Origin of the sequence: Actibacterium sp. XHP0104 (assembly GCF_025751515.1) — a bacterium.
Taxonomy (GTDB): domain Bacteria; phylum Pseudomonadota; class Alphaproteobacteria; order Rhodobacterales; family Rhodobacteraceae; genus Actibacterium_D.
On the sequence record NZ_JAOWLE010000003.1, the window covers coordinates 153,081 to 171,850 of the forward strand.

The following is an 18,770-nucleotide window of genomic DNA, read 5'->3' on the forward strand; positions in this document are numbered from 1 at the left end:
GTCCAGTGTCTAGAGTGATGTTGGAGAGAGGGATCAAGACAGTCAGGGGGGCCGTGATCTAGGGCAAACCCAAAGATCGAACACTTCTGATTGGGCATGGCTCTAATTGGACCATCTCCCAAAGATCTCGAAGGGCTGCCATATCTAGGCAGCCCTTTTCGTTGGACCGGGGAACATGTTGCGCATCAATGATCAAATCACCATTGCCGACTGGGAACTGACAGAGCAGTTCACCCGCGCCTCTGGGCCGGGCGGGCAGAACGTCAACAAGGTGGCGACGGCCGTCGAGCTAAGGTTCGAGGCCGAACGGTCGCCCGCGTTGAATGACGCGGTCAAACGGCGACTGAAGCGGCTGGCCGGGCGACGCTGGACCAAGGACGGCGCGATCGTGATCTTTTGCGACGAAACCCGCCATCAGGCCCGCAACCGCGAGATCGCGCGCGACCGGCTGGCCGAGCTGATCACCAAGGCCCTTGTCGCCCCCAAGCGCCGCATCGCCACCAAACCCACCAAAGGGTCGGTGCGGCGGCGGCTCGAGGCCAAGAAACAGCGCGGCACCGTCAAGACGCTGCGCGGTCGGATCGAGGGCGACGACAGCTAGTTGAACGCCTCGACCACGTCATACATGACCGGCTCGAACCCTTTGCACAGCGTGCTGATCCGGCGGTTGCGCTCGCGCATCTCGGGGGTGCGCAGCATGGCCTGGAAATCCTCGCGCCGCACCCATTGCGAATAGTTCGCGACCCGCGTCTGCGCGTCGTTCACATGCAGCCCCGCGCCGATAAAGCCGGGCTGTTTCGAGATGAAGGTCGCATAGGCCTCGGTCAGCTCGTCGAGCAAGTCCTGGCAGGTGCCGGGCGTCACATCAAAAGTGGTGATAACGGTCTGATATTCGTTGCTTTTCGTAATCGTCGGCATCCGATCCTCCCTAACGGCCTGGGGCCAGTCTGACCGATCGCGCGGCGCGGGTCAAAGGCCGCTTAGCGGATCACATGCACCGCGCAATGCGCATGGCGCACGACCCGCGCGGCGGTCGAGCCAAGGAAGTAATCCTGCAGGCCCGGCTGGTGCGAGGCGATGATGATACAGTCGCAGCCGTTATCCTCGGCGAAATCGACGATCCGGCGCCCGGCATGGCCGACGACGACCTCGCGCGTGGCATCGGGATAGGCAGCCAGCGCCTTGTCGAGCGAGGCCAGAACCGCCTGGCGCGACTTTTCTTCCTGATCGGCCGGCAGGTATTGCGCAACATAGCCCGAGATCGGCTCGATCACGGTCATGGCGATGATCTCGCCGTTGTCACCGGCCAGGGTCTTGGCAAGCGCCATGACGGTCTCAAGCGTATCGACATGATCCAGCGCGATGGGAACAAGTACTTTCTGATACATGATGTGCATCCTCATTTTCCTGGCCGAAGTGTCGCATCGAACCGAGCGGGCGGCCTTGATTCAGATCAGCCTCGCGATCACGCTTAATGGCCTGTTAACCAGTTGCAGCGAATATGCCGGAAACAGAGACCGGATCATGCGCTTCACACTGGCCATCACATTGATCAGCTTTGCCCTTTTGGGCAGCCCGCCCGCGCTGGCAGACCCCTGGCTGCGGGCTGATGGGGCATGGTTCGCGACGATATCCCATGAAACCGAGGCCGGGCATGGGGGCAGTTACGACTCGGCCATGGTGGAATGGGGCCTGTCGCCGGGGGTGACGCTTGGGCTTGATATCGGCCTGCCAACGGGGGGCGATGCCATGGCCGTGGCCTATACCCGTCTGCCACTGGGCCAGGCGACAGGCCGTCCCGCCATCGCGGCCGAGCTGGGGGCGGGCACCAAGAATGATGGCCAGGCCTTTGCCCGTGTCGGGCTGGCCATCGGCCAAGGGATCGAGACCGGGCTGGGCGACGGCTGGTGGTCGCTGGATGGCCGTGCCGATATGGGCTTTGACAACAACAGCACCGGGCAGATGGACGCCACCGCCGGGCTGCACCTGTCGGATCGCGGGATGGTCATCCTGCAACTGCAGGGCGGCGCGGGTCAGGGGATCGACAGCTATGTCAACCTGGCCCCGTCCTACGCGCATAAATTCGGTGACGGCACCCATATCGAACTGGGCCTGACCACCGGTCTGATTGGCGACCGGGGCACCGGGGTCAAACTGGGATCGTGGCTTAGCTTTTGATCATTCGCCTGGCGTGATGACGGTCAGCCCCAACAGACGCCAGCTTTGCATTCCACCCCGGTAATAGTAAATCTTCTCAGCTGGATACCCCGCCGCGATCATGGCCCTGATGGCCGTGGGCGATTGCCCGCACCACAACCCGTTGCAAAATAGCGCGACCCGCTGCGCCGCCTCACAATCCCAGCCGTCGAAATCGGGCTCGCAGCCCAGCTCGCCCAGGCGATCAACCACCTCGGAATAGGGCATGTGAACCGCGCCGGGGATCGTGCCCGCCCGAAACCAGTCAGCAGTGCGGCTGTCCAACACCAGAGCGTCGGGGTCGCGCAGCATCTCGATCAACTCCAGCTCTCCGATCGTGGTCACGCCAGGGGCGGGCGTTACGGGCTGGATGCAAAAAGGTGGACAGGGGCGCGAGGTACGCGCCCATTCACCCGACAGCTCGCGCGCGGTGTCCTGCTCACGCTGGATCGTGACCGGCCCCTGTGGGGTCTCGACGATCACATTGGGCAGGTCATGCCCGATGCCCACCGCCAGATCCTCTGCCCAGGCCGCGCCGGCCATCATCATCGCCAACACCAATAGAATGCGCATCGCCACCCTCCGAAACTGGTTCCACCTTGCACCGCAAAGCCATGCACGCATGATAGACCTATTCGTCAGAAATGTGAGAGATTCAGATGCCGCAGGTGATCCGCCCGACCGATGATCAGGCCCGCGCCCTGGCGCAAAGCCTGCTGGCCGAGGCGCGGTACTGCGCGTTGGCGGTAACCGACCCCGAAACCGGCACGCCCTATGTCGCGCGGGTTGCGCTGGGGCTGGCGCCGGATAGGGCGCCCGTCAGCCTGATATCTGATCTGGCACATCACACGCGCGCCCTGCGTGCCAATGCCAATTGCGCGCTGCTGGTCGGAGAACCCGGCCCCAAGGGCGATCCGCTGACCCATCCGCGCCTGACGGTTCAGGCCCGCGCCAGCTTTGTGCTGCGCGAGGGCGCAGAGCACGCTGCGCTGACCACCTATTACCTGCAAAGCCATCCGAAATCGCAGCTGTATATCGGGTTTACCGATTTCGGCTTTGTAAGGTTCACCCCCATCGCAGCGCATCTGAACGGGGGGTTCGGCAAGGCCTTTCGGCTGACGCCCCAAGACCTTGCCGTGCCGGTGACTTAGACCGGGTTGTCGACACGCGCCGTCATCTGCACACGGCCGCTGACGGGTTCGGGCCAGACCAGATGGATTTCATCCTTGTTGCCGCCCTGTTCGACCTTGGCATAGGGCATCGCCGCCACGACTTGCAACGCGACATTCTGAACGCCGTTCTCAACCGTCACCGACGCCATGTTGCGCACCCGCCCGCCAAAGGGCAGGAACCCGGCAAAAGAACACACCCAGGTCGCGGCTGGTGTGGCCTCGTCGAATTGCAACATCACAGGGTTGGCGATGATCTGCCCGATGCCGTTAAAGGTGTTGGCCCGCACGGTGACATTCCGCATCCGGCTCATGTCGAGATCGGCATAGGTGGTGTCGACGAAATCGACACGGTCGATGTTACCGCCCACCGCCTTGAACGTATTGCCCGAGATGTTCAGCCCATGAATGAAATGGCCGACGCCCACGGGTTTCACCACGAAGAACTTGAACCACGGCACCACATCGATGGCGGTAAAGATGTTGTCGCTGACCGTCAGGCCGCCGAATGACAGCTCGGCATTGTGGTCGGGGTCTTCATCGTGTTCGTTGGTCCATTCGATAAAACAGTTATCGACATAGTTGCCCGTGAACGTTGTTTTCACGTTCGTGGTGGTCAGCACGATACCCGCCTGGCGCAGGCCGCTTTGTTCATTGTCGCCCTGGAAGAAATGGTTGCCCAGGAACATGTGGCCCGAGCCGCCCCAGACGCCAAAATGGGCAAAGCGCACCACGCGATTATCGCGGATCTTGGTGTCGTTGCCGTTGACGTTCATGGCAATGGTCGTGCGATCTTGCGAGGCCATGGGCTGTTCGTTCGACAGGAACTGGCAACGGTCAACCAGCAGGCCCTGACAGCCATCACCGATCGAGGTCAGGCCGCGATCCTTGGGTGCGGTGAAAAAGCAGTCGCGCACATGAAAGATCAGACCGCCGGTGGGCAGCATCACGCCGCTGGCATTGCCTTGGCATTGCAGGTCGACATCCGAGATGACGAACCGGCCCAGCGACTGGAAGCCACTGAAATCAAGCATGTATTTGAACCGGTGAAAGGTGTAGATCTGCGTGCCCGGCGCGTCGAACAGCGGCGCGCTAAGGGTCAGGGTGCCAGCACTGACATTCTTGGCGCGCACATAGACCTCGCGCCCGACGCCCAGCCCGGTGACCAGCGATCCCACGGCGATATTCGCCACGTTGGTCACGCCGGTCAGGGTGAATTTGTTCGTGGTCGAATAGGTCGCCTGCGAGGTCACCGTGTCGGTGTCGAAATTGGCCGAGGCCACGGCGCTGATCTGGCCGTTACGGATCACGCGACGGGTGGAGTAGCTGTCCTTGCCTGCAATCGCCGCCACGTCGATCGGCGCGTCGATCTCGACCCGGCGGCCCTTCATATCCAGGCTGTCATGGTCGGAATAGTTGAACAGCGCTGCAATCGCGCGTTTGAACCCCTCCAGCTCGTCACCGAAGGCGTCGATATAGCTGGGCAGGTCAAAGTTGCGGGTCAGCGACAGGCGCTTGTCGGCGGGCATGACCAGCGTGCCCTGAAAGCGCACTTCGTTCTCAAAGGTCATGTGATCGCCAAGGTAATAGCTGCCACCGGGCACCAGAACCACGCGGCCATTTGCGGCGGTATCGGCGGCCTCGAACGCGGCGCGGTCATCGGTGACGCCATCGCCCATCGCGCCATAGTCGCGCACATCGACCCAATCCATCATGTCGCGGATAAAGGCGCTGGTGACGTCCTCGATCTCGATATCGTCGATCCGCACCACGCCACCGTTGGGGCCGGACATGTCCAGGCCGATATGGGCGTAGACCGGCACGGTGCCCCAAGGCATATCGACGCCCGTGCGGGTGCCCGAGCCGATGATCGCGGTGATGGTTTCAACCTGGCCATAGGCGGTCAGCGTGGTCGCAGGGCCGGTTTCGGTAAGGCCGGCGACATGCAGCTCGCTGCCATCACCAGCCCATGCGGCGATGCGCAGATCGGGCAGGTTGCCGCTGATCGCCTTGACCCGCGCAGTGACGCGCAGATAGCAACCAGGCAGGATCGGCGTTTGCCCCATATGGCGCAGCTTTTGCGTGGCCTGGGTCTTGGCCAGCTCAAGACAGCCGCCGAAATCCTGATCGGCCGAAACCAGCGCGGCATTGGCCGCACCGTCATAGGTGGCCGAGCCGGGCGTGCCGTCCTCGCTGGACCATACATCCAGCCCCGCCGCGAATTTCGGCGGCATGAATACCAGCCCGTCGGTGATTGCCTTGTTCATCCTAAGCCCTTTCCATCTGCGCAAGCCAACGCGGCAGGGCTGCCCCGGCGGGGCACCTGCTGCTCGGTTGTCCGTGTCGTGAAATCTTTCCCGCCGGGCACACCGCACGGGCAGGCAAAAGGGGTAAGGCAAAGGGGTTAACGGCTCTTAACCCCAGCGTTCGGTGCCCCGAACGCAAAACCCCGCCCTTTTGGGGGGCGGGGTCGTGGTTGTCATGTCGGAAAGATCAGGCGGCCAGTTCGCCGGCCAGCCCCTTGTTGATCAGGGCAATGGTTTCCTCGACACCGTAAAGCGCGATGAACCCGCCGAAACGCGGCCCCTGGCTTTGGCCCAGCAGCACTTCGTACAGCGCCTGGAACCATTCGCGCAGATTCTCAAAGCCGTGTTTCTTGCCCACCGCAAAGACCACCGATTGCAAGAAGTCGTCGCTGTGGAAATCGACCTCGGGCAGCGGTTCGTCGTTGCCCATGGCGGCATTCTTGCGCGCGATCTGATCCAGCGCGGCCTCGGGGCTGCCCAGCGCGGCGGCCAGATCCTGCATCGCGGCGCGCTCTTGATCCGAGGGCAGGCGGAACTGGCGGGTGGGAGCCACGAAGTCGTGGAAATAGCGCACCGCAAAGCCCGCGGCCTGATCCAGGTCGGGGTGGGTATCGGGGCTGGCATCGGGCGCATAGCGCTTGATAAAGCCCCACAGCCCGTCCTTGTCGGTGGCGCCCGCGACCGAGGCCAGGTTCAGCAGCATCGCGAACGGCACCACCATTTTCGACTCGGGCGGGTTGCCGCCGTGGATGTGCCAGACCGGGTTGTTGACCTGCGCCTTGGCATCCTGCGTCGGATAGGCGCGCAGCTGCTGGTGGTATTCATCCACCGCCTTGGGGATCACGTCCCACCACAGCCGCTTGGCGGTCTTGGGCTTTTGATACATGAAATACGACAGGCTCTCCGAGCTGGCATAGGTCAGCCATTCGTCGATCGTCAGACCGTTGCCCTTGGATTTCGAGATCTTCTCGCCGTTTTCATCCAGGAACAGCTCATAGGTGAAATGCTCGGGCTTCTTGCCGCCAAGGATCTCGCAGATGCGGTCATAGATCGGCGTGTTGGTGCTGTGATCCTTGCCGTACATCTCAAAATCAACGTCCAGCGCGGCCCAGCGGGCGCCGAAATCGGGCTTCCACTGGAATTTCACGTTGCCGCCGGTGACGGGCAGCGTCCATTCGCGGCCGTCTTCGTCGTCAAAGGTGATCGTGCCGTCCTTAGCGTTCACCTCTTTCATCGGCACATACAGAACGCGGCCGGTTTCGGGGTGAATGGGCAGGAAGATCGAATAGGTCTGCTGACGTTCCTCGCGCAGCGATTTCAGCATCACCGCCATGATGTCGTCATAGCGTTCGACCGCGCGCAGCAGCACCTCGTCGAACTGACCCGATTGGTAATAGTCGGTGGCCGAGTAGAATTCGTATTCGAACCCGAACGTATCCAGGAACCGGCGCAGCATGGCGTTGTTGTGATGGCCAAAGCTTTCGAATTCCTCGAACGGATCGGGCACGCTGGTCAGCGGTTTCTGGATATTGGCGTGCAACATGTCCTGGTTGGGCACGTTGTCGGGCACCTTGCGCATGCCGTCCAGATCGTCCGAGAAACAGATCAGCCGGGTCGGGATATCGCTGATTTCCTCGAACGCACGGCGGATCATCGTGGTCCGCGCGACCTCGCCAAAGGTGCCGATATGCGGCAGGCCCGACGGCCCATAGCCGGTTTCAAACAGGACATAGCCCTTCTCCGGCGGCGCCTTTTCGTAACGCTTGGCCAGCTTCCGGGCCTCTTCAAAGGGCCAGGCTTTCGAGGACATCGCGGCGTCACGCAGGTCAGACATGGGTTTCACACCTGTTTTTATTGGTCAGACCCTATGCCTGACCGGCACCGCTACCTATTGTGCCCTAGCGTGCGCGTCAATATTCTGCGCTGCAAAGTAAAGGTGCAGAAGGAACGCCGATGTCAGACCCAGCCCCGTCGCTTACCCCTCAGGACGCGCTTGTTGCGATCATGATCGCCGAATCCATGTCGGACGAAAACATCCGCACCGCCGAATTGGTGACCATCCAGCGCATCGTGAACCACCTGCCCGTCTTTGCCGATTACGACCAAGACCGGATCAGCGTGGTATCCAGCATCGTGTTCGATCTGTTCGAGGAAGAAGACGGCCTGGACGCCCTCTTTGGCCTGGTGCGTGACGCGTTGCCTGAAAAGCTGTGGGAAACCGCCTATGCCATGGCCTGCGACGTGGCGGCCGCCGATGGCAAGCTGGTCGAAAGCGAACTGCGCCTGCTTGAGGAAATCCGGTACGAGCTGAACATCGACCGCCTGCACGGCGCCGCGATCGAGCGCGGTGCGCGGGCGCGCCACATGCGGCTGTGACGGCCTAGCCCTGATACAACGACACCCAGCGGCTGATCAGGTTGCCCTGCAACACCCGCGCGCTGGTATTCCATGACTTGCCCCCGGCCGGGCGCTCGCGTTCCTCGGGGCGCAGGGCGGCGCGGCGCGGCTCGTCAGCGGAAAAGATCGCAAAGGCAAGGTCGCGCTTGCCGGGCTGCTGCACATAGCCGGCCAGGGCGCTGACAAAGTTCAGCGTGCCGGTCTTGGCGCGGATCTGGGCGGGATGGTTCTTGATCAGGCGGCCCAGGTCGTCGCGCATGGGGGCCTCTTTCAACAGCATCGGCAGCCGCCCGTCGCGCGCCGCCAGCACCAGCGCCCGCACCATGTCGGCGGCGGGCACTTGCGACCGGTCGCTCAGGCCGGAATGGTCATGAAACCGCGCGCGGCTGCTTTCGACGCCCGCATTCAGCCAGCCCTGCATACGGCTGGCCGACCCCCGCAGCGACTCGGGCGTCGCGCCCAGGGTCTTGGACGTGGTCATCCCCACGGTTTCGGCGGTCAGGTTGGTCGAGTGTTTCAGCATCCCGCGCAGGATCTCGGTCAGAGGCGGGCTTTCACGGCGGGCGATCTCTGCGCCCTGCACCTGCCCCGGCGCGGCGCGTTGCGGGCGCGGCAGAATAATCCCCTCGGCGGCGGCAATGGTCTGGAACACCTCGGCCGTATAGGCGCCGGGGTCGCGCACGGGCAGCCAGCGCCCCCCCTCGTTGCCCAGCGCGCGGCTGGCCACGGTCCAGTCATCGACCCCATTACCGCGGGCATAGGTATAGATGGGCGTATCGCGGTTCACGATCCGCATCCGCGCCGACTGTACGGCGGGGCGATAGCGGCGGGCGCGCGCGTCCATCACCACGTTCCAGCCGGCATTGGCGCGAGTCCATTCGAAATAGACCCGGTTGAAATTGAGGTTCAGCCCCGAGACCGACGGGTTATAGCCCACGTGGTCGGGCTGATCGGGGTCGATGGCCTGAACCTGCGGCAGGGCGGCGGCATCGAACAGGAACCGCCCGCGCACCTCGCGCAGACCGGCGGCGCGCAGATCGGCGACCAGATCGCCCAGATCGTCGCTGTCCAGCACCGGGTCACCACCGCCCAGCAGGATAAGATCGCCCTCCAGCCGTCCGCCCTGGATCGGTCCAGTGACCAGAACCCGCGTCTGAAAGCGATAGCCTGCGCCCAGATTTTCCAGCGCGTAGAAAGCGGTGATGGCCTTGGCCGTGCTGGCCGGCGGCAGCGGCAGCATCGGGTTATGCGCCTCCAGCACCTGCCCGGTGGCCGCATCGGCAACGACATAGCCCGTCTTGCCGCCCAGCTTTGCCCGCGCGATCAGGCCCTGCGCGGCGGGGGGCTGCCCCGGCGTGAAATCGGTCGGACGCGGGCGCGGCAAGGGCGACCCGGCCCATGCCGATCCAGCCGCGCCCGCCATCAGGCCCGCCAGAACCGCCCGTCGAGAAAGCAAATGAGCATCATCCGTCATGGCCAGAGTGAAGCAAATGCCCCGCGCGGCCGCAAGGGCGCTTAGTGGCGTTTCCAATCACCGCGCGCACGGATCTCGCTGGACGATATCGCCATCATCGGCACGTTCAGCATGCACCAGGCCGGCGCATCCACGCGGCCCAGACTGCGGGCCTCGCGTATGGGCAGGCGCGCCGGCGCAAACCGGTCAGCCGCCCGCGACATCCGCGCCCCCATGCGCTGACCGGGGCGTGCAATGACCCCGACCGGCACGGTGGCCATGATCTGTTGCCATTTGTCCCAGCGGTGAAAACTGGCCAGGTTGTCGGCGCCCATCAGCCAGACAAAGCGCACGTCAGGATAAAGGCGCTGCAATTCGGCCAGGGTCTCGGCGGTATAGCGGGTGCCGATCCGGGCCTCGATATCGGTGACGCAGACGCGGGGGTGATCCATGATGGCGCGCGCGGCCACCAGCCGCCGCTCCATCGCTGCCGGGCCCTCGGCCTTGAGCGGATTGCCCGGACTGACCAGCCACCAGACCCGATCCAGCCCAAAGCGCTTCATCGCCTCGCGGGTGACATGCACATGCCCCTTGTGCGGCGGATCGAACGACCCGCCCAACAGGCCAACCACCTGCCCTTTGCCTGCCTTGGGCATTCCCGCGCGCATCCGGCCACATCCCCCAGAAAAATCAGCCCACACCCTATCCCGCGCGCCCTAACCCTTGTCCAGACAAAACCGTATTGGGGGGGCGCAAACCTCTTATGTGGGTGACGATCACAGATCACCGCTTGAGATAGACGAGCCTTCTATTTAAGGACAATCCAACACGCGCACGACAAGAGGGCTAGCAGATGGCATCCTATCAATACGTCTATCACATGGATGGTGTCTCCAAGACCTATCCCGGTGGCAAGAAATGCTTCGAGAACATCCGCCTGTCATTCCTGCCGGGCGTCAAGATCGGTGTGGTTGGCGTCAACGGCGCCGGTAAGTCGACCCTGCTGCGCATCATGGCCGGCATCGACAAGGATTTCTCGGGCGAAGCCTGGGCCGCCAAGGGCGCCAAGGTCGGCTATCTGCCGCAGGAACCGCAGCTGGATGAAAGCCTGAGCGTGCGCGAGAACGTCATGCTGGGCGTGGCCGAGAAAAAGGCCAAGATGGACCGGTTTAACGAGCTGGCGATGAACTACTCGGACGAAACCGCCGACGAAATGGCCGCCCTGCAGGACGAGATCGACAGCAACAACCTGTGGGATCTCGACAGCCAGATCGACGTCGCGATGGAGGCCCTGCGCTGCCCGCCCGACGATGCCAATGTCGCCACCCTGTCGGGCGGTGAAAAGCGCCGCGTCGCGCTGTGCAAGCTGCTGCTCGAAGCGCCCGACATGCTGCTGCTGGACGAACCGACCAACCACCTGGATGCCGAGACCATCGCCTGGCTGCAACAGCACCTGATCGACTACAAGGGCACCATCCTGTGCGTCACCCACGACCGCTATTTCCTGGATGACATCACCGGCTGGATCCTCGAGCTCGACCGCGGCCGCGGCATTCCCTACGAGGGCAACTATTCCGCGTGGCTGGAACAAAAGGCCAAGCGGCTGGAACAGGAACAGCGCGAGGACAAGTCCAAACAGAAAGTGCTGGAGCGCGAACTGGAATGGATCCGCGCCGGCGCCAAGGCCCGTCAGGCCAAATCCAAGGCCCGTATCAACGCCTACGAGGAACTGGCCGGCCAGTCCGAGCGCGAGAAACTGTCGCGCGCCCAGATCATCATCCCCAACGGCCCGCGTCTTGGCGGCAAGGTGATCGAGGTCGACGGCATCGCCAAGCATTACGGCGACAAGCAGCTGATCGAGGGTCTGACCTTTGCCCTGCCGCCCGGCGGCATCGTCGGCGTGATCGGCCCCAACGGCGCCGGTAAATCGACCCTGTTCCGCATGCTGACCGGGCAGGAACAGCCCGATACCGGCAGCATCACCATGGGTGACACGGTCAAGCTGTCCTATGTCGATCAGTCGCGCGATGCGCTGGATGCCAACAAGACCGTCTGGGAAGAAATCTCGGGAGGGGCCGAGCTGATCGAGCTGGGCGACGCCACCGTCAACAGCCGCGCCTATTGCTCGTCGTTCAACTTCAAGGGCGGCGATCAGCAGAAAAAGGTCGGCCTCTTGTCGGGCGGTGAACGCAACCGCGTGCATATGGCCAAGCTGCTGAAATCGGGCGGCAACGTGCTGCTGCTTGACGAACCGACCAACGACCTGGACGTCGAAACCCTGCAAGCGCTCGAGGCCGCGCTGGAAGATTTCGCCGGCTGCGCGGTCATCATCTCGCACGACCGTTTCTTCCTCGACCGCCTGTGTACCCACATCCTGGCCTTCGAGGGCGAGGCCCATGTGGAATGGTTCGAAGGCAACTTCGAGGCCTATGAAGAAGACAAGAAACGCCGCCTCGGCCCGGATGCGCTGGAACCCAAGCGGGTGAAGTATAAGAAGTTTACGCGGTAGGCATGGCGGTTCAGCTTTTCTTAGACGCCAATATATATCTGTCTTTCTACCTATCAGGGAAGGATGACATTGAAGAAATGGCCAAAGCGGTAAAGCTAATTGAGGATGAAGAGATCACGCTCTACGCGAACGATCAGCTTCGTCACGAAATCCGTCGAAACCGGGAAGCAAAGATTGCGCAGGGGTTCAACACCCTAAAATCGGGCAACTTTGGAAGAGAGTTTCCCATCTACTGCAATGACTATCCCGAGTTCAATAAGTTAAAGGAAGCTTTGAAAGAAGTGGGGCGGGTCCACTCGGCTCTGGTCGAAAAGGTGAGCCTCGACATCTCAAATGAGTCGTTGCTCGCGGACAAACTGATCAATCAGTTGCTTGAGTTGGCAGTCACACTAGAAATCACCGAAGAAACGATCAAAGATGCCCGTTTCAGGCATGAACGCGGCGACCCACCGGGAAAATCCAACTCTCTTGGAGATGCGCTTCACTGGGAGACTCTGCTGCGCAAGACTGGAAACGGAAACTTACACATTGTCTCCACGGACGGTGATTTCTCTTCGCCGTTGAACACGAATAATATTCATGCGTTCTTAGAGAAGGAATGGAGGGAAAGTAAGAAGTTTGGGAAAATCACACTGCACGGATCCCTTTCGAACTTCTTCAAAGAACGTTTCCCGGCAATCAAGCTCTCTGTTGAGTTCGAAAAAGATGAGTTAATTCAAAAACTTGATGGATCACCAAATTTCAGCGAAACCCACCGTATAATTGCTAAACTCAATGAGTATGAACATTTTACCGTAGGACAAACTAAAAGCATCTTCTCGGCGCTCGTTAATAACAGCCAAGTGTCTTGGATCGCTACAGATGCCGACATTCAGGACTTCTACAAGAAGTTTGAAGCAACTGCTTTTTTTTACGTGGATTCAGCTGTTCTTTCTCGGGCGGCAGAGCTTCTTGAACTAGATGATACCTTTTGGATTCCCTTCTAGTTTTATCCGCTGAACTGAAGGTTACGCCTGGGGCAGTTGGCTCGTAGGTCCAGTTAACGGTCCTGATGGGATGCTTAGGCCCAGCAAATACAAACGCATTCGAACAAAACCCTTGCCCGACTCGCCCCCCATGGGCGCTAATATCCCCATGTCCATTCTTGCCTTCACCATCCACTGCCCCGACCACGAAACCGCGTCCGAGATTGCCGATGCGCTGTTGGGCCAGCATCTTGTGGCCTGCGCCAACATCCTGAACCCGGTCGAAAGCCGCTATCACTGGGAAGGCAAGTTGCAGCGCGAGACCGAGGTGCCGCTAGAGGTGAAAACCCGCCCCGCGCTAGAGCGCGAGGTCGAGGCTGTGGTCAAGGCGCTGCATCCCTATGACGTGCCGCCGATCGTTCGGCATGACTGTCGCGCGAGCAAGGCCTACGAGACCTGGGTGCGCGAGGTCACCGGCGGTTAGCGCTTTTTCACGAATTCCGTCAGGATCACGATGCGCTGGCCCTCGACCCGGCCCTCGATATGGGCGGCGTTGTCGGGCACTAGCGAGATCCCCCGCACTGCCGTGCCGCGCTTGGCGGTAAAGCCCGCGCCCTTAACCGGCAGATCCTTGATCAGCGTCACGGTATCGCCCTGCGCCAGAACCGTGCCGTTGCTGTCGCGATGCACGACGTCCGACTGGCCCGCCTCGGCCCAGTCCTGCACCTCGGGCTCGAGATACAGCATGTCCAGCGCCTCGGCCGCCCAGGGTTCGGTTCGCAACTGGTTCAGCTTGCGCCAGGCCAGCACCTGAACGGCGGGTTCCTCGGACCACATCGACGACAGCAGGCAGCGCCAGTGCTGGTCGTCGGCCTCGTCGCCGGCGCAGGTGTCGCACAGGGCGACCTGATCGTCGCGCGGCGCGACCGCCACGGCCCGGGTCGCGGATGCGCCGCACAAAACGCAGCTGTCAGAGCCTGGTGTATTGCTGCCGGTCATGGGGTCTCCTTTTCGGGTGTTTCGTGCAAATGCCGCGAATCCTCTTGCAATGTCACGCGCGAAGCCCCATGTCACCCCTGCGACGTTATCACTATCGACCACTGTCTACCGTTACCCGGCTGTCAGCTTCGATCTTTGACTGACCAAGCCGACCTGCCGCATTCCGCGGGCAGCTAATTGATGGAGACAGACGGATGGCTAATGGCACCGTGAAATGGTTCAACGAAACTAAAGGCTTCGGCTTTATTGCCCCGGAAGGCGGCAAAAAAGACGTGTTCGTGCACATCAGCGCCCTGCAGCGTGCTGGCCTGCGCACCCTGGCCGACAACCAGAAAGTGACCTTCGACATCGAAGCCGGCCGTGACGGCCGTGAGAGCGCGACCAACATCGCTCTGGCCTAATCTTAGGCCCACGATTTCGACAGAGACGAAAAGGGCGCCCCGGAGGCGCCCTTTTTTTCGGGAATTGGTGGAGCCGATCGGGATCGAACCGACGACCTCGTCATTGCGAACGACGCGCTCTCCCAACTGAGCTACGGCCCCACATTGCCCTGCAGGCCAGCCTGCTGAACGGCTTTGACCTAGTGCAACTGCTGCGCCGTTTCAAGCCCAAACATCGCCTTAGACAACCAGGTCGATCGCCTGCTGGCGACCGATATCGAACACGCGTTTATAGCGCGCGATCTCGTCGGCGGGGCCCATGGCCTTGTTGGGGTTGTCCGATAGTTTGACCGTGGGGCGCCCGTTGGCGGCCACCGCTTTGCAGACCAGCGAGAACGGCGCCAGCGCGTCGTCTGCGACAAGGCCGCGAAAATCGTTGGTCAGCAACGTGCCCCAACCAAAGCTGACCTTGACCCGCCCGGCAAAGCGCTGGTGCAGTTCGGTGATCTTGTCGACATCCAGCCCGTCGGAGAAAATCACCAGCTTTTCGCGCGGGTCTTCGCCGCGCGCGCGCCACCAGTTGATCGCCATCTCGGCGCCTTCGGCCGGGTCGCCGCTGTCGATGCGGATACCCGTCCAGCCGGGCAGCCAATCTGGCGCGTGATCGAGGAACCCCTGGCTGCCATAGGTATCGGGCAGGATGATCCGCAGGTTGCCGTCATGTTCGGCCTGCCAGTCGGCCAGCACCCGGTAAGGCGCCTGGCGCAGTTCGTCATCCGTGTCGGCCAGGGCCGAATAGATCATCGGCAGCTCGTGCGCGTTGGTGCCGATGGCCTCGATATCGCGGCGCATGGCGATCAGGCAGTTCGAGGTGCCGACGAATTTTTCGGCCAGCCCTTCCTGCATCGCCTGCACGCACCAGTCCTGCCACAGGAAGGAATGCCGACGCCGCGTACCGAAATCGGCGATCCGCAGGTCGGGCAGGCCGCGCAGGGTTTCGATCTTTTCCCACAGCTTGGTCATCGCGCGGGCATAGAGCACCTGCAGCTCGAACTTGCCCATGCCATGCAGCACCGCGCGCGAGCGCAGTTCCATCAACACCGCCAGCGCCGGGATTTCCCACAGCATCACCTCGGGCCAAGACCCTTCAAACGTCAGCTCATACTGGCCGTCACGTTTTTCCAGGGTGTAGGGCGGCAGGCGCAGGTTTTCGAACCACTCCATGAAATCCGAGGAGAACATCTGACGCTTGCCGTAGAAGGTGTTACCGCGCAACCATGTGCTCTCGCCGCGCGACAGGCTGAGGGTGCGGATATGGTCGAGTTGCTCGCGCAGTTCGCCCTCGTCGATCAGATCGGCCAGCCGGATTGCCTTGCTGCGGTTGATCAGGCTGAACGTCACCTGAGCATCAGCCCGGTTGCGAAACACCGACTGACACATCAGCAGCTTGTAGAAATCGGTGTCGATCAGCGACCGGACGATCGGGTCGATCTTCCAGTTGTGGTCATGAACCCGTGTGGCGATATCGACCATGATTGGCCCCCATAACCCCGATCAATCAGTGCAACGCAACAACCATGCATTGACGAAAAACGAAGATGTCAGCGAAAGAGTTGCGTCGAAATAGCCGTCCGTGGCAACTCTGTTACCCGGCCTGTTCGGTATCGACAGCATGTCGAAACTTGCCCCGTCTTCACTTACCGCGAACCGATCCAGTGCATCCTGCATGACGAACCGATACCGTTTCTCGTTGTCATTGAAATCGGGGCTTTTGGTGAAAACAACCACCTCGTCGTCTTTCACAAGCAACTGATAGGTCTTGCGCAGGTTCTTGGCCTGGAAATCCGTGCCTTCATGCCCGAACCCGGTGAAATCTGCCGTGACGCAGTTGTATTTCTCCAGCGCCGCGACCGGGGCGGCCCACAGCAGCAGCGCAGCCGCCATAGCAAACAGTCTCATTCCATCAACCCTATTCCTTGGCTCCGCATCGCCTCGCGCGCCGCCGCAAGCGAGCCGTCCAGATCAATCGCGCGGCACAGCCCTTCGCGCACTGTCACCGTAAACCCCAGCCTTGCCGCATCCAGCGCCGAATATTGCACGCAGAAATCGGTGGCCAGCCCAACCATGGTCAGATCAGAGACGCCACGCGTGCGCAGATAGCCCTCTAGCCCCGTGGGGGTTTGGTGGTCATTCTCGAAAAAGGCCGAATAGCTGTCGATCGCGGGGCGAAAACCCTTGCGGATGATCAGATCGGCCCGGTCGGTGTTCAGGCCCGGATGAAACGCAGCGCCGGTGCTGCCCTGAACACAGTGATCGGGCCACAGAACCTGCGGGCCGTAGGGCATCTCAACCATACTGAACGCCTCGGCGCGCGGGTGGCTGCTGGCGAATGACGAATGCCCCGCCGGATGCCAATCCTGCGTCAGGATCACCGCGTCGAACGCACCCATCAAGGCATTGATCCCCGGCACGATCTGATCGCCGTCGGCCACGGCCAGCGCGCCGCCTGGGCAGAAATCGTTTTGCACGTCGATCACGATCAGGGCGTGGGTCATCGGGGGCTCCGTTCTGTCCGGCGCAGCGTGGCGCGCCAGCCCTGCGACGTCAATGCAGATGCGCCCCCTTGCCCGCAAGGGCGGATTCGGCGTAAGGGCTGCGCCATGCTTACCGTTGCCGCGCTCTATCACTTCACCCGTTTCGACGACCCTGCCGCCCTGCGTCAGGGCATTCTTGATGTCGCCACCGCCAATGACATCCGCGGCTCTTTGCTGCTGGCGCGCGAGGGCATCAACGGCACCGTCGCCGGCTCCCGCGCGGGTATCGACGCGCTCTTGGCCCATATCCGCGCCCTGCCCGGTTGCGCCGATCTGGACTGGAAGGAAAGCCCGGCCAGCGACATGCCCTTTGGCCGGATGAAGGTGCGCCTCAAGCGCGAGATCGTCACCATGGGCCAGCCCGATGTCGATCCGCGCGCGCAGGTCGGGCATTACTGTTCGCCCGAGGAATGGAACGACCTGATCCAACAGCCCGACGTGGCGATCATCGACACCCGCAACGATTACGAGGTGCAGATCGGCACGTTTCAGGGCGCGATCGACCCGGGCACGAAATCATTCCGCGAATTCCCCGCCTGGTGGGAGGAAAACAAGCACCGCTTTCACAACAAACGTATCGCGATGTTCTGCACCGGTGGCATTCGCTGCGAGAAATCGACGAACTTCCTGCTGGGCCAGGGTGTCGACGACGTGTTTCACCTGAAGGGTGGCATCCTGAAATACCTAGAGGACATGCCGCGCGAAAACAGCCTGTGGGATGGTGAATGCTTTGTCTTTGACGAACGCGTTTCGGTCGGGCACGGGCTGGTCGAAGGGCCGCACAGCCTGTGCCGCGCCTGCCGCCGGCCACTGGCGCCCGAGGATCTGAAACGCCCCGAATACGAACTGGGCGTCAGCTGTCACCGCTGTATCGACGAGATCCCCGAGGACCGCCGCGCGCGGTTTCGCGAAAGGCAGCGTCAGGTCGAATTGGCCGAACAGCGCGGCCAGAAACACGTGGGCGCGGTGCTCAAGGACTGAAACTGGCGAACCCGCGATCCAGCGCCTTGCCGCCGGCTGATCGCGCAATGAACGCTGTTCCAGCAGCCTCATCCCACATCTGCACGTCCAGCGTTTCACCCGGATAGACGGGGGCCGAAAACCGCGCCCGCAGCCCGGTCAAAGGGCGCCCCGCGCGCTGCGTCAGCACCCGCGCAACCTGCCCCAATGTGCACAGTCCATGCAGGATCGGACGATCAAACCCCGCCTGCCCGGCCACCGCCGGGTCAACATGCAGCGGGTTGCGATCACCGGTCAGCCGATACAGCACCGCCGCGTTTTCGGGCAGGTCGATTTGCGCCGCGTCATCAGACGGCCGATCAGGCACCGAGGGCAGCCGCGCCGGCGCGGGATCAGAGCCATCCAGCCCGCCATCACCTCGGCACAGCAGGCTTTCATGCGTACGTGCGATCAATTTACCGCTTTGATCGTGCAACTCGGTCATCGTGCTGATCAGCGCGCCAATCCTCGGACCCTTGTCAGTCACGCCCGTGACGCGGGTTTGGGCCAGCACCTCGCCCTCTGGCGCGAGGGGGGAAAAAACCTCAAGCTGTTGTTCTGCATGTAATAATTTTGTGGCATCCATCCCGGCGCGGGGATCGGCAAACCACATTCCGGGGCTGGCCAAGACGAAAGCCATGGTCGGAAACGCGGCTAGGTCGCCCTCGTAAACATAGGGAAGATCGCCGGCGCCAAATCCGATAGAGAGGTTGTATAATACCGTTTCATCACGGCCATATCTGCGGTGGATCGGCGGGAAAGACCAAGTCTTGATGGTATTATAGTCCATCCCGCCCCACGGA

Annotated in this window: 21 protein-coding genes and 1 tRNA gene; 9 read left to right on the forward strand and 13 right to left on the reverse strand. The window is 62.0% G+C overall.

Annotation, left to right across the window (positions count from 1 at the left end; translation table 11 throughout):
- Positions 1-175: 175 nt before the first annotated feature.
- A complete protein-coding gene (gene arfB / locus OE856_RS06935) occupies positions 176-601 on the forward strand; it encodes an alternative ribosome rescue aminoacyl-tRNA hydrolase ArfB (protein WP_263715343.1) in 426 nt (141 codons plus the stop codon).
- On the opposite strand, the gene OE856_RS06940 is transcribed toward arfB, so the two are convergent.
- Together OE856_RS06940 and OE856_RS06945 are read right to left on the reverse strand one after the other, a co-directional pair.
- Complete coding sequence (locus tag OE856_RS06940) at positions 598-918, reverse strand: antibiotic biosynthesis monooxygenase family protein (RefSeq protein WP_263715344.1); 321 nt, start codon at positions 916-918, stop codon at positions 598-600. The genes arfB and OE856_RS06940 overlap by 4 nt on opposite strands.
- Positions 919-980: 62 nt before the next feature.
- Positions 981-1,388 (reverse strand): universal stress protein, encoded by a 408-nt coding sequence (locus tag OE856_RS06945; protein ID WP_263715345.1) that lies wholly within the window; start codon positions 1,386-1,388, stop codon positions 981-983.
- A gap of 136 nt (positions 1,389-1,524) precedes the next feature.
- Between OE856_RS06945 and OE856_RS06950 the strand changes: the two genes are divergently transcribed.
- The gene (locus tag OE856_RS06950) at positions 1,525-2,178 is read left to right on the forward strand and encodes a hypothetical protein (RefSeq protein WP_263715346.1); all 654 of its coding nucleotides are present in this window, start codon (positions 1,525-1,527) and stop codon (positions 2,176-2,178) included.
- Here the strand turns inward: OE856_RS06950 and OE856_RS06955 are convergent, their stop codons facing one another.
- The gene (locus tag OE856_RS06955; RefSeq protein ID WP_263715347.1) at positions 2,179-2,769 is read right to left on the reverse strand and encodes a rhodanese-like domain-containing protein; all 591 of its coding nucleotides are present in this window, start codon (positions 2,767-2,769) and stop codon (positions 2,179-2,181) included.
- An 86-nt stretch (positions 2,770-2,855) separates the two neighbouring features.
- Here OE856_RS06955 and OE856_RS06960 point away from each other — a divergent pair, with 86 nt between their 5' ends.
- Complete coding sequence (locus tag OE856_RS06960; RefSeq protein WP_263715348.1) at positions 2,856-3,347, forward strand: HugZ family protein; 492 nt, start codon at positions 2,856-2,858, stop codon at positions 3,345-3,347.
- Here OE856_RS06960 and OE856_RS06965 read toward each other — a convergent pair.
- Positions 3,344-5,632: a glycosyl hydrolase family 28-related protein gene (locus OE856_RS06965; protein WP_263715350.1), complete on the reverse strand. Its 2,289-nt coding sequence runs from the start codon at positions 5,630-5,632 to the stop codon at positions 3,344-3,346. The genes OE856_RS06960 and OE856_RS06965 overlap by 4 nt on opposite strands.
- A 226-nt stretch (positions 5,633-5,858) precedes the next feature.
- Positions 5,859-7,505, reverse strand: a complete 1,647-nt coding sequence (locus OE856_RS06970; protein ID WP_263715351.1) for a lysine--tRNA ligase — start codon at positions 7,503-7,505, stop codon at positions 5,859-5,861.
- Positions 7,506-7,624: 119 nt separating this feature from the next.
- Here OE856_RS06970 and OE856_RS06975 point away from each other — a divergent pair, with 119 nt between their 5' ends.
- Positions 7,625-8,047: a tellurite resistance TerB family protein gene (locus OE856_RS06975; protein ID WP_263715352.1), complete on the forward strand. Its 423-nt coding sequence runs from the start codon at positions 7,625-7,627 to the stop codon at positions 8,045-8,047.
- A gap of 4 nt (positions 8,048-8,051) precedes the next feature.
- Here the strand turns inward: OE856_RS06975 and dacB are convergent, their stop codons facing one another.
- Complete coding sequence (gene dacB / locus OE856_RS06980; RefSeq protein ID WP_412174868.1) at positions 8,052-9,542, reverse strand: D-alanyl-D-alanine carboxypeptidase/D-alanyl-D-alanine-endopeptidase; 1,491 nt, start codon at positions 9,540-9,542, stop codon at positions 8,052-8,054.
- Positions 9,543-9,583: 41 nt separating this feature from the next.
- On the reverse strand, positions 9,584-10,189 hold the full coding sequence (locus OE856_RS06985) for a nicotinate-nucleotide adenylyltransferase (RefSeq protein WP_263715354.1): 606 nt from the start codon (positions 10,187-10,189) through the stop codon (positions 9,584-9,586).
- A gap of 185 nt (positions 10,190-10,374) precedes the next feature.
- Between OE856_RS06985 and ettA the strand changes: the two genes are divergently transcribed.
- The 3 genes from ettA to cutA all read left to right on the forward strand — a co-directional run bounded on the left by ettA (position 10,375) and on the right by cutA (position 13,479).
- Complete coding sequence (gene ettA, locus OE856_RS06990; RefSeq protein ID WP_263715355.1) at positions 10,375-12,030, forward strand: energy-dependent translational throttle protein EttA; 1,656 nt, start codon at positions 10,375-10,377, stop codon at positions 12,028-12,030.
- 2 nt (positions 12,031-12,032) lie between these two features.
- Positions 12,033-13,016, forward strand: a complete 984-nt coding sequence (locus tag OE856_RS06995; protein ID WP_263715356.1) for a PIN domain-containing protein — start codon at positions 12,033-12,035, stop codon at positions 13,014-13,016.
- 148 nt (positions 13,017-13,164) lie between these two features.
- The gene (cutA, locus tag OE856_RS07000) at positions 13,165-13,479 is read left to right on the forward strand and encodes a divalent-cation tolerance protein CutA (RefSeq protein WP_263715357.1); all 315 of its coding nucleotides are present in this window, start codon (positions 13,165-13,167) and stop codon (positions 13,477-13,479) included.
- On the opposite strand, the gene OE856_RS07005 is transcribed toward cutA, so the two are convergent.
- Positions 13,476-13,994, reverse strand: coding sequence for an alkylphosphonate utilization protein (locus OE856_RS07005; RefSeq protein ID WP_263715358.1), 519 nt, complete (start codon positions 13,992-13,994; stop codon positions 13,476-13,478). The two genes, cutA and OE856_RS07005, sit on opposite strands and share 4 nt — an antisense overlap.
- A gap of 194 nt (positions 13,995-14,188) precedes the next feature.
- Here OE856_RS07005 and OE856_RS07010 point away from each other — a divergent pair, with 194 nt between their 5' ends.
- Positions 14,189-14,395, forward strand: coding sequence for a cold-shock protein (locus OE856_RS07010; RefSeq protein WP_166499652.1), 207 nt, complete (start codon positions 14,189-14,191; stop codon positions 14,393-14,395).
- Between the two features lie 65 nt (positions 14,396-14,460).
- Here OE856_RS07010 and OE856_RS07015 read toward each other — a convergent pair.
- From OE856_RS07015 to pncA, 4 genes are all read right to left on the reverse strand, one after another.
- A tRNA-Ala gene (locus tag OE856_RS07015) sits at positions 14,461-14,536 on the reverse strand.
- Positions 14,537-14,614: 78 nt separating this feature from the next.
- Positions 14,615-15,907, reverse strand: coding sequence for a nicotinate phosphoribosyltransferase (gene pncB / locus OE856_RS07020; protein WP_263715359.1), 1,293 nt, complete (start codon positions 15,905-15,907; stop codon positions 14,615-14,617).
- A gap of 21 nt (positions 15,908-15,928) precedes the next feature.
- The gene (locus tag OE856_RS07025) at positions 15,929-16,318 is read right to left on the reverse strand and encodes a hypothetical protein (RefSeq protein ID WP_263715360.1); all 390 of its coding nucleotides are present in this window, start codon (positions 16,316-16,318) and stop codon (positions 15,929-15,931) included.
- An 11-nt stretch (positions 16,319-16,329) separates the two neighbouring features.
- Complete coding sequence (gene pncA, locus OE856_RS07030; RefSeq protein ID WP_263715361.1) at positions 16,330-16,929, reverse strand: bifunctional nicotinamidase/pyrazinamidase; 600 nt, start codon at positions 16,927-16,929, stop codon at positions 16,330-16,332.
- A gap of 105 nt (positions 16,930-17,034) precedes the next feature.
- On the opposite strand from pncA, the gene OE856_RS07035 reads away from it, so the two are divergent.
- Positions 17,035-17,949: a rhodanese-related sulfurtransferase gene (locus OE856_RS07035; RefSeq protein WP_263715362.1), complete on the forward strand. Its 915-nt coding sequence runs from the start codon at positions 17,035-17,037 to the stop codon at positions 17,947-17,949.
- Here OE856_RS07035 and OE856_RS07040 read toward each other — a convergent pair.
- Positions 17,939-18,757, reverse strand: coding sequence for a MaoC/PaaZ C-terminal domain-containing protein (locus tag OE856_RS07040; protein WP_263715363.1), 819 nt, complete (start codon positions 18,755-18,757; stop codon positions 17,939-17,941). The genes OE856_RS07035 and OE856_RS07040 overlap by 11 nt on opposite strands.
- Positions 18,758-18,770 lie beyond the last annotated feature (13 nt).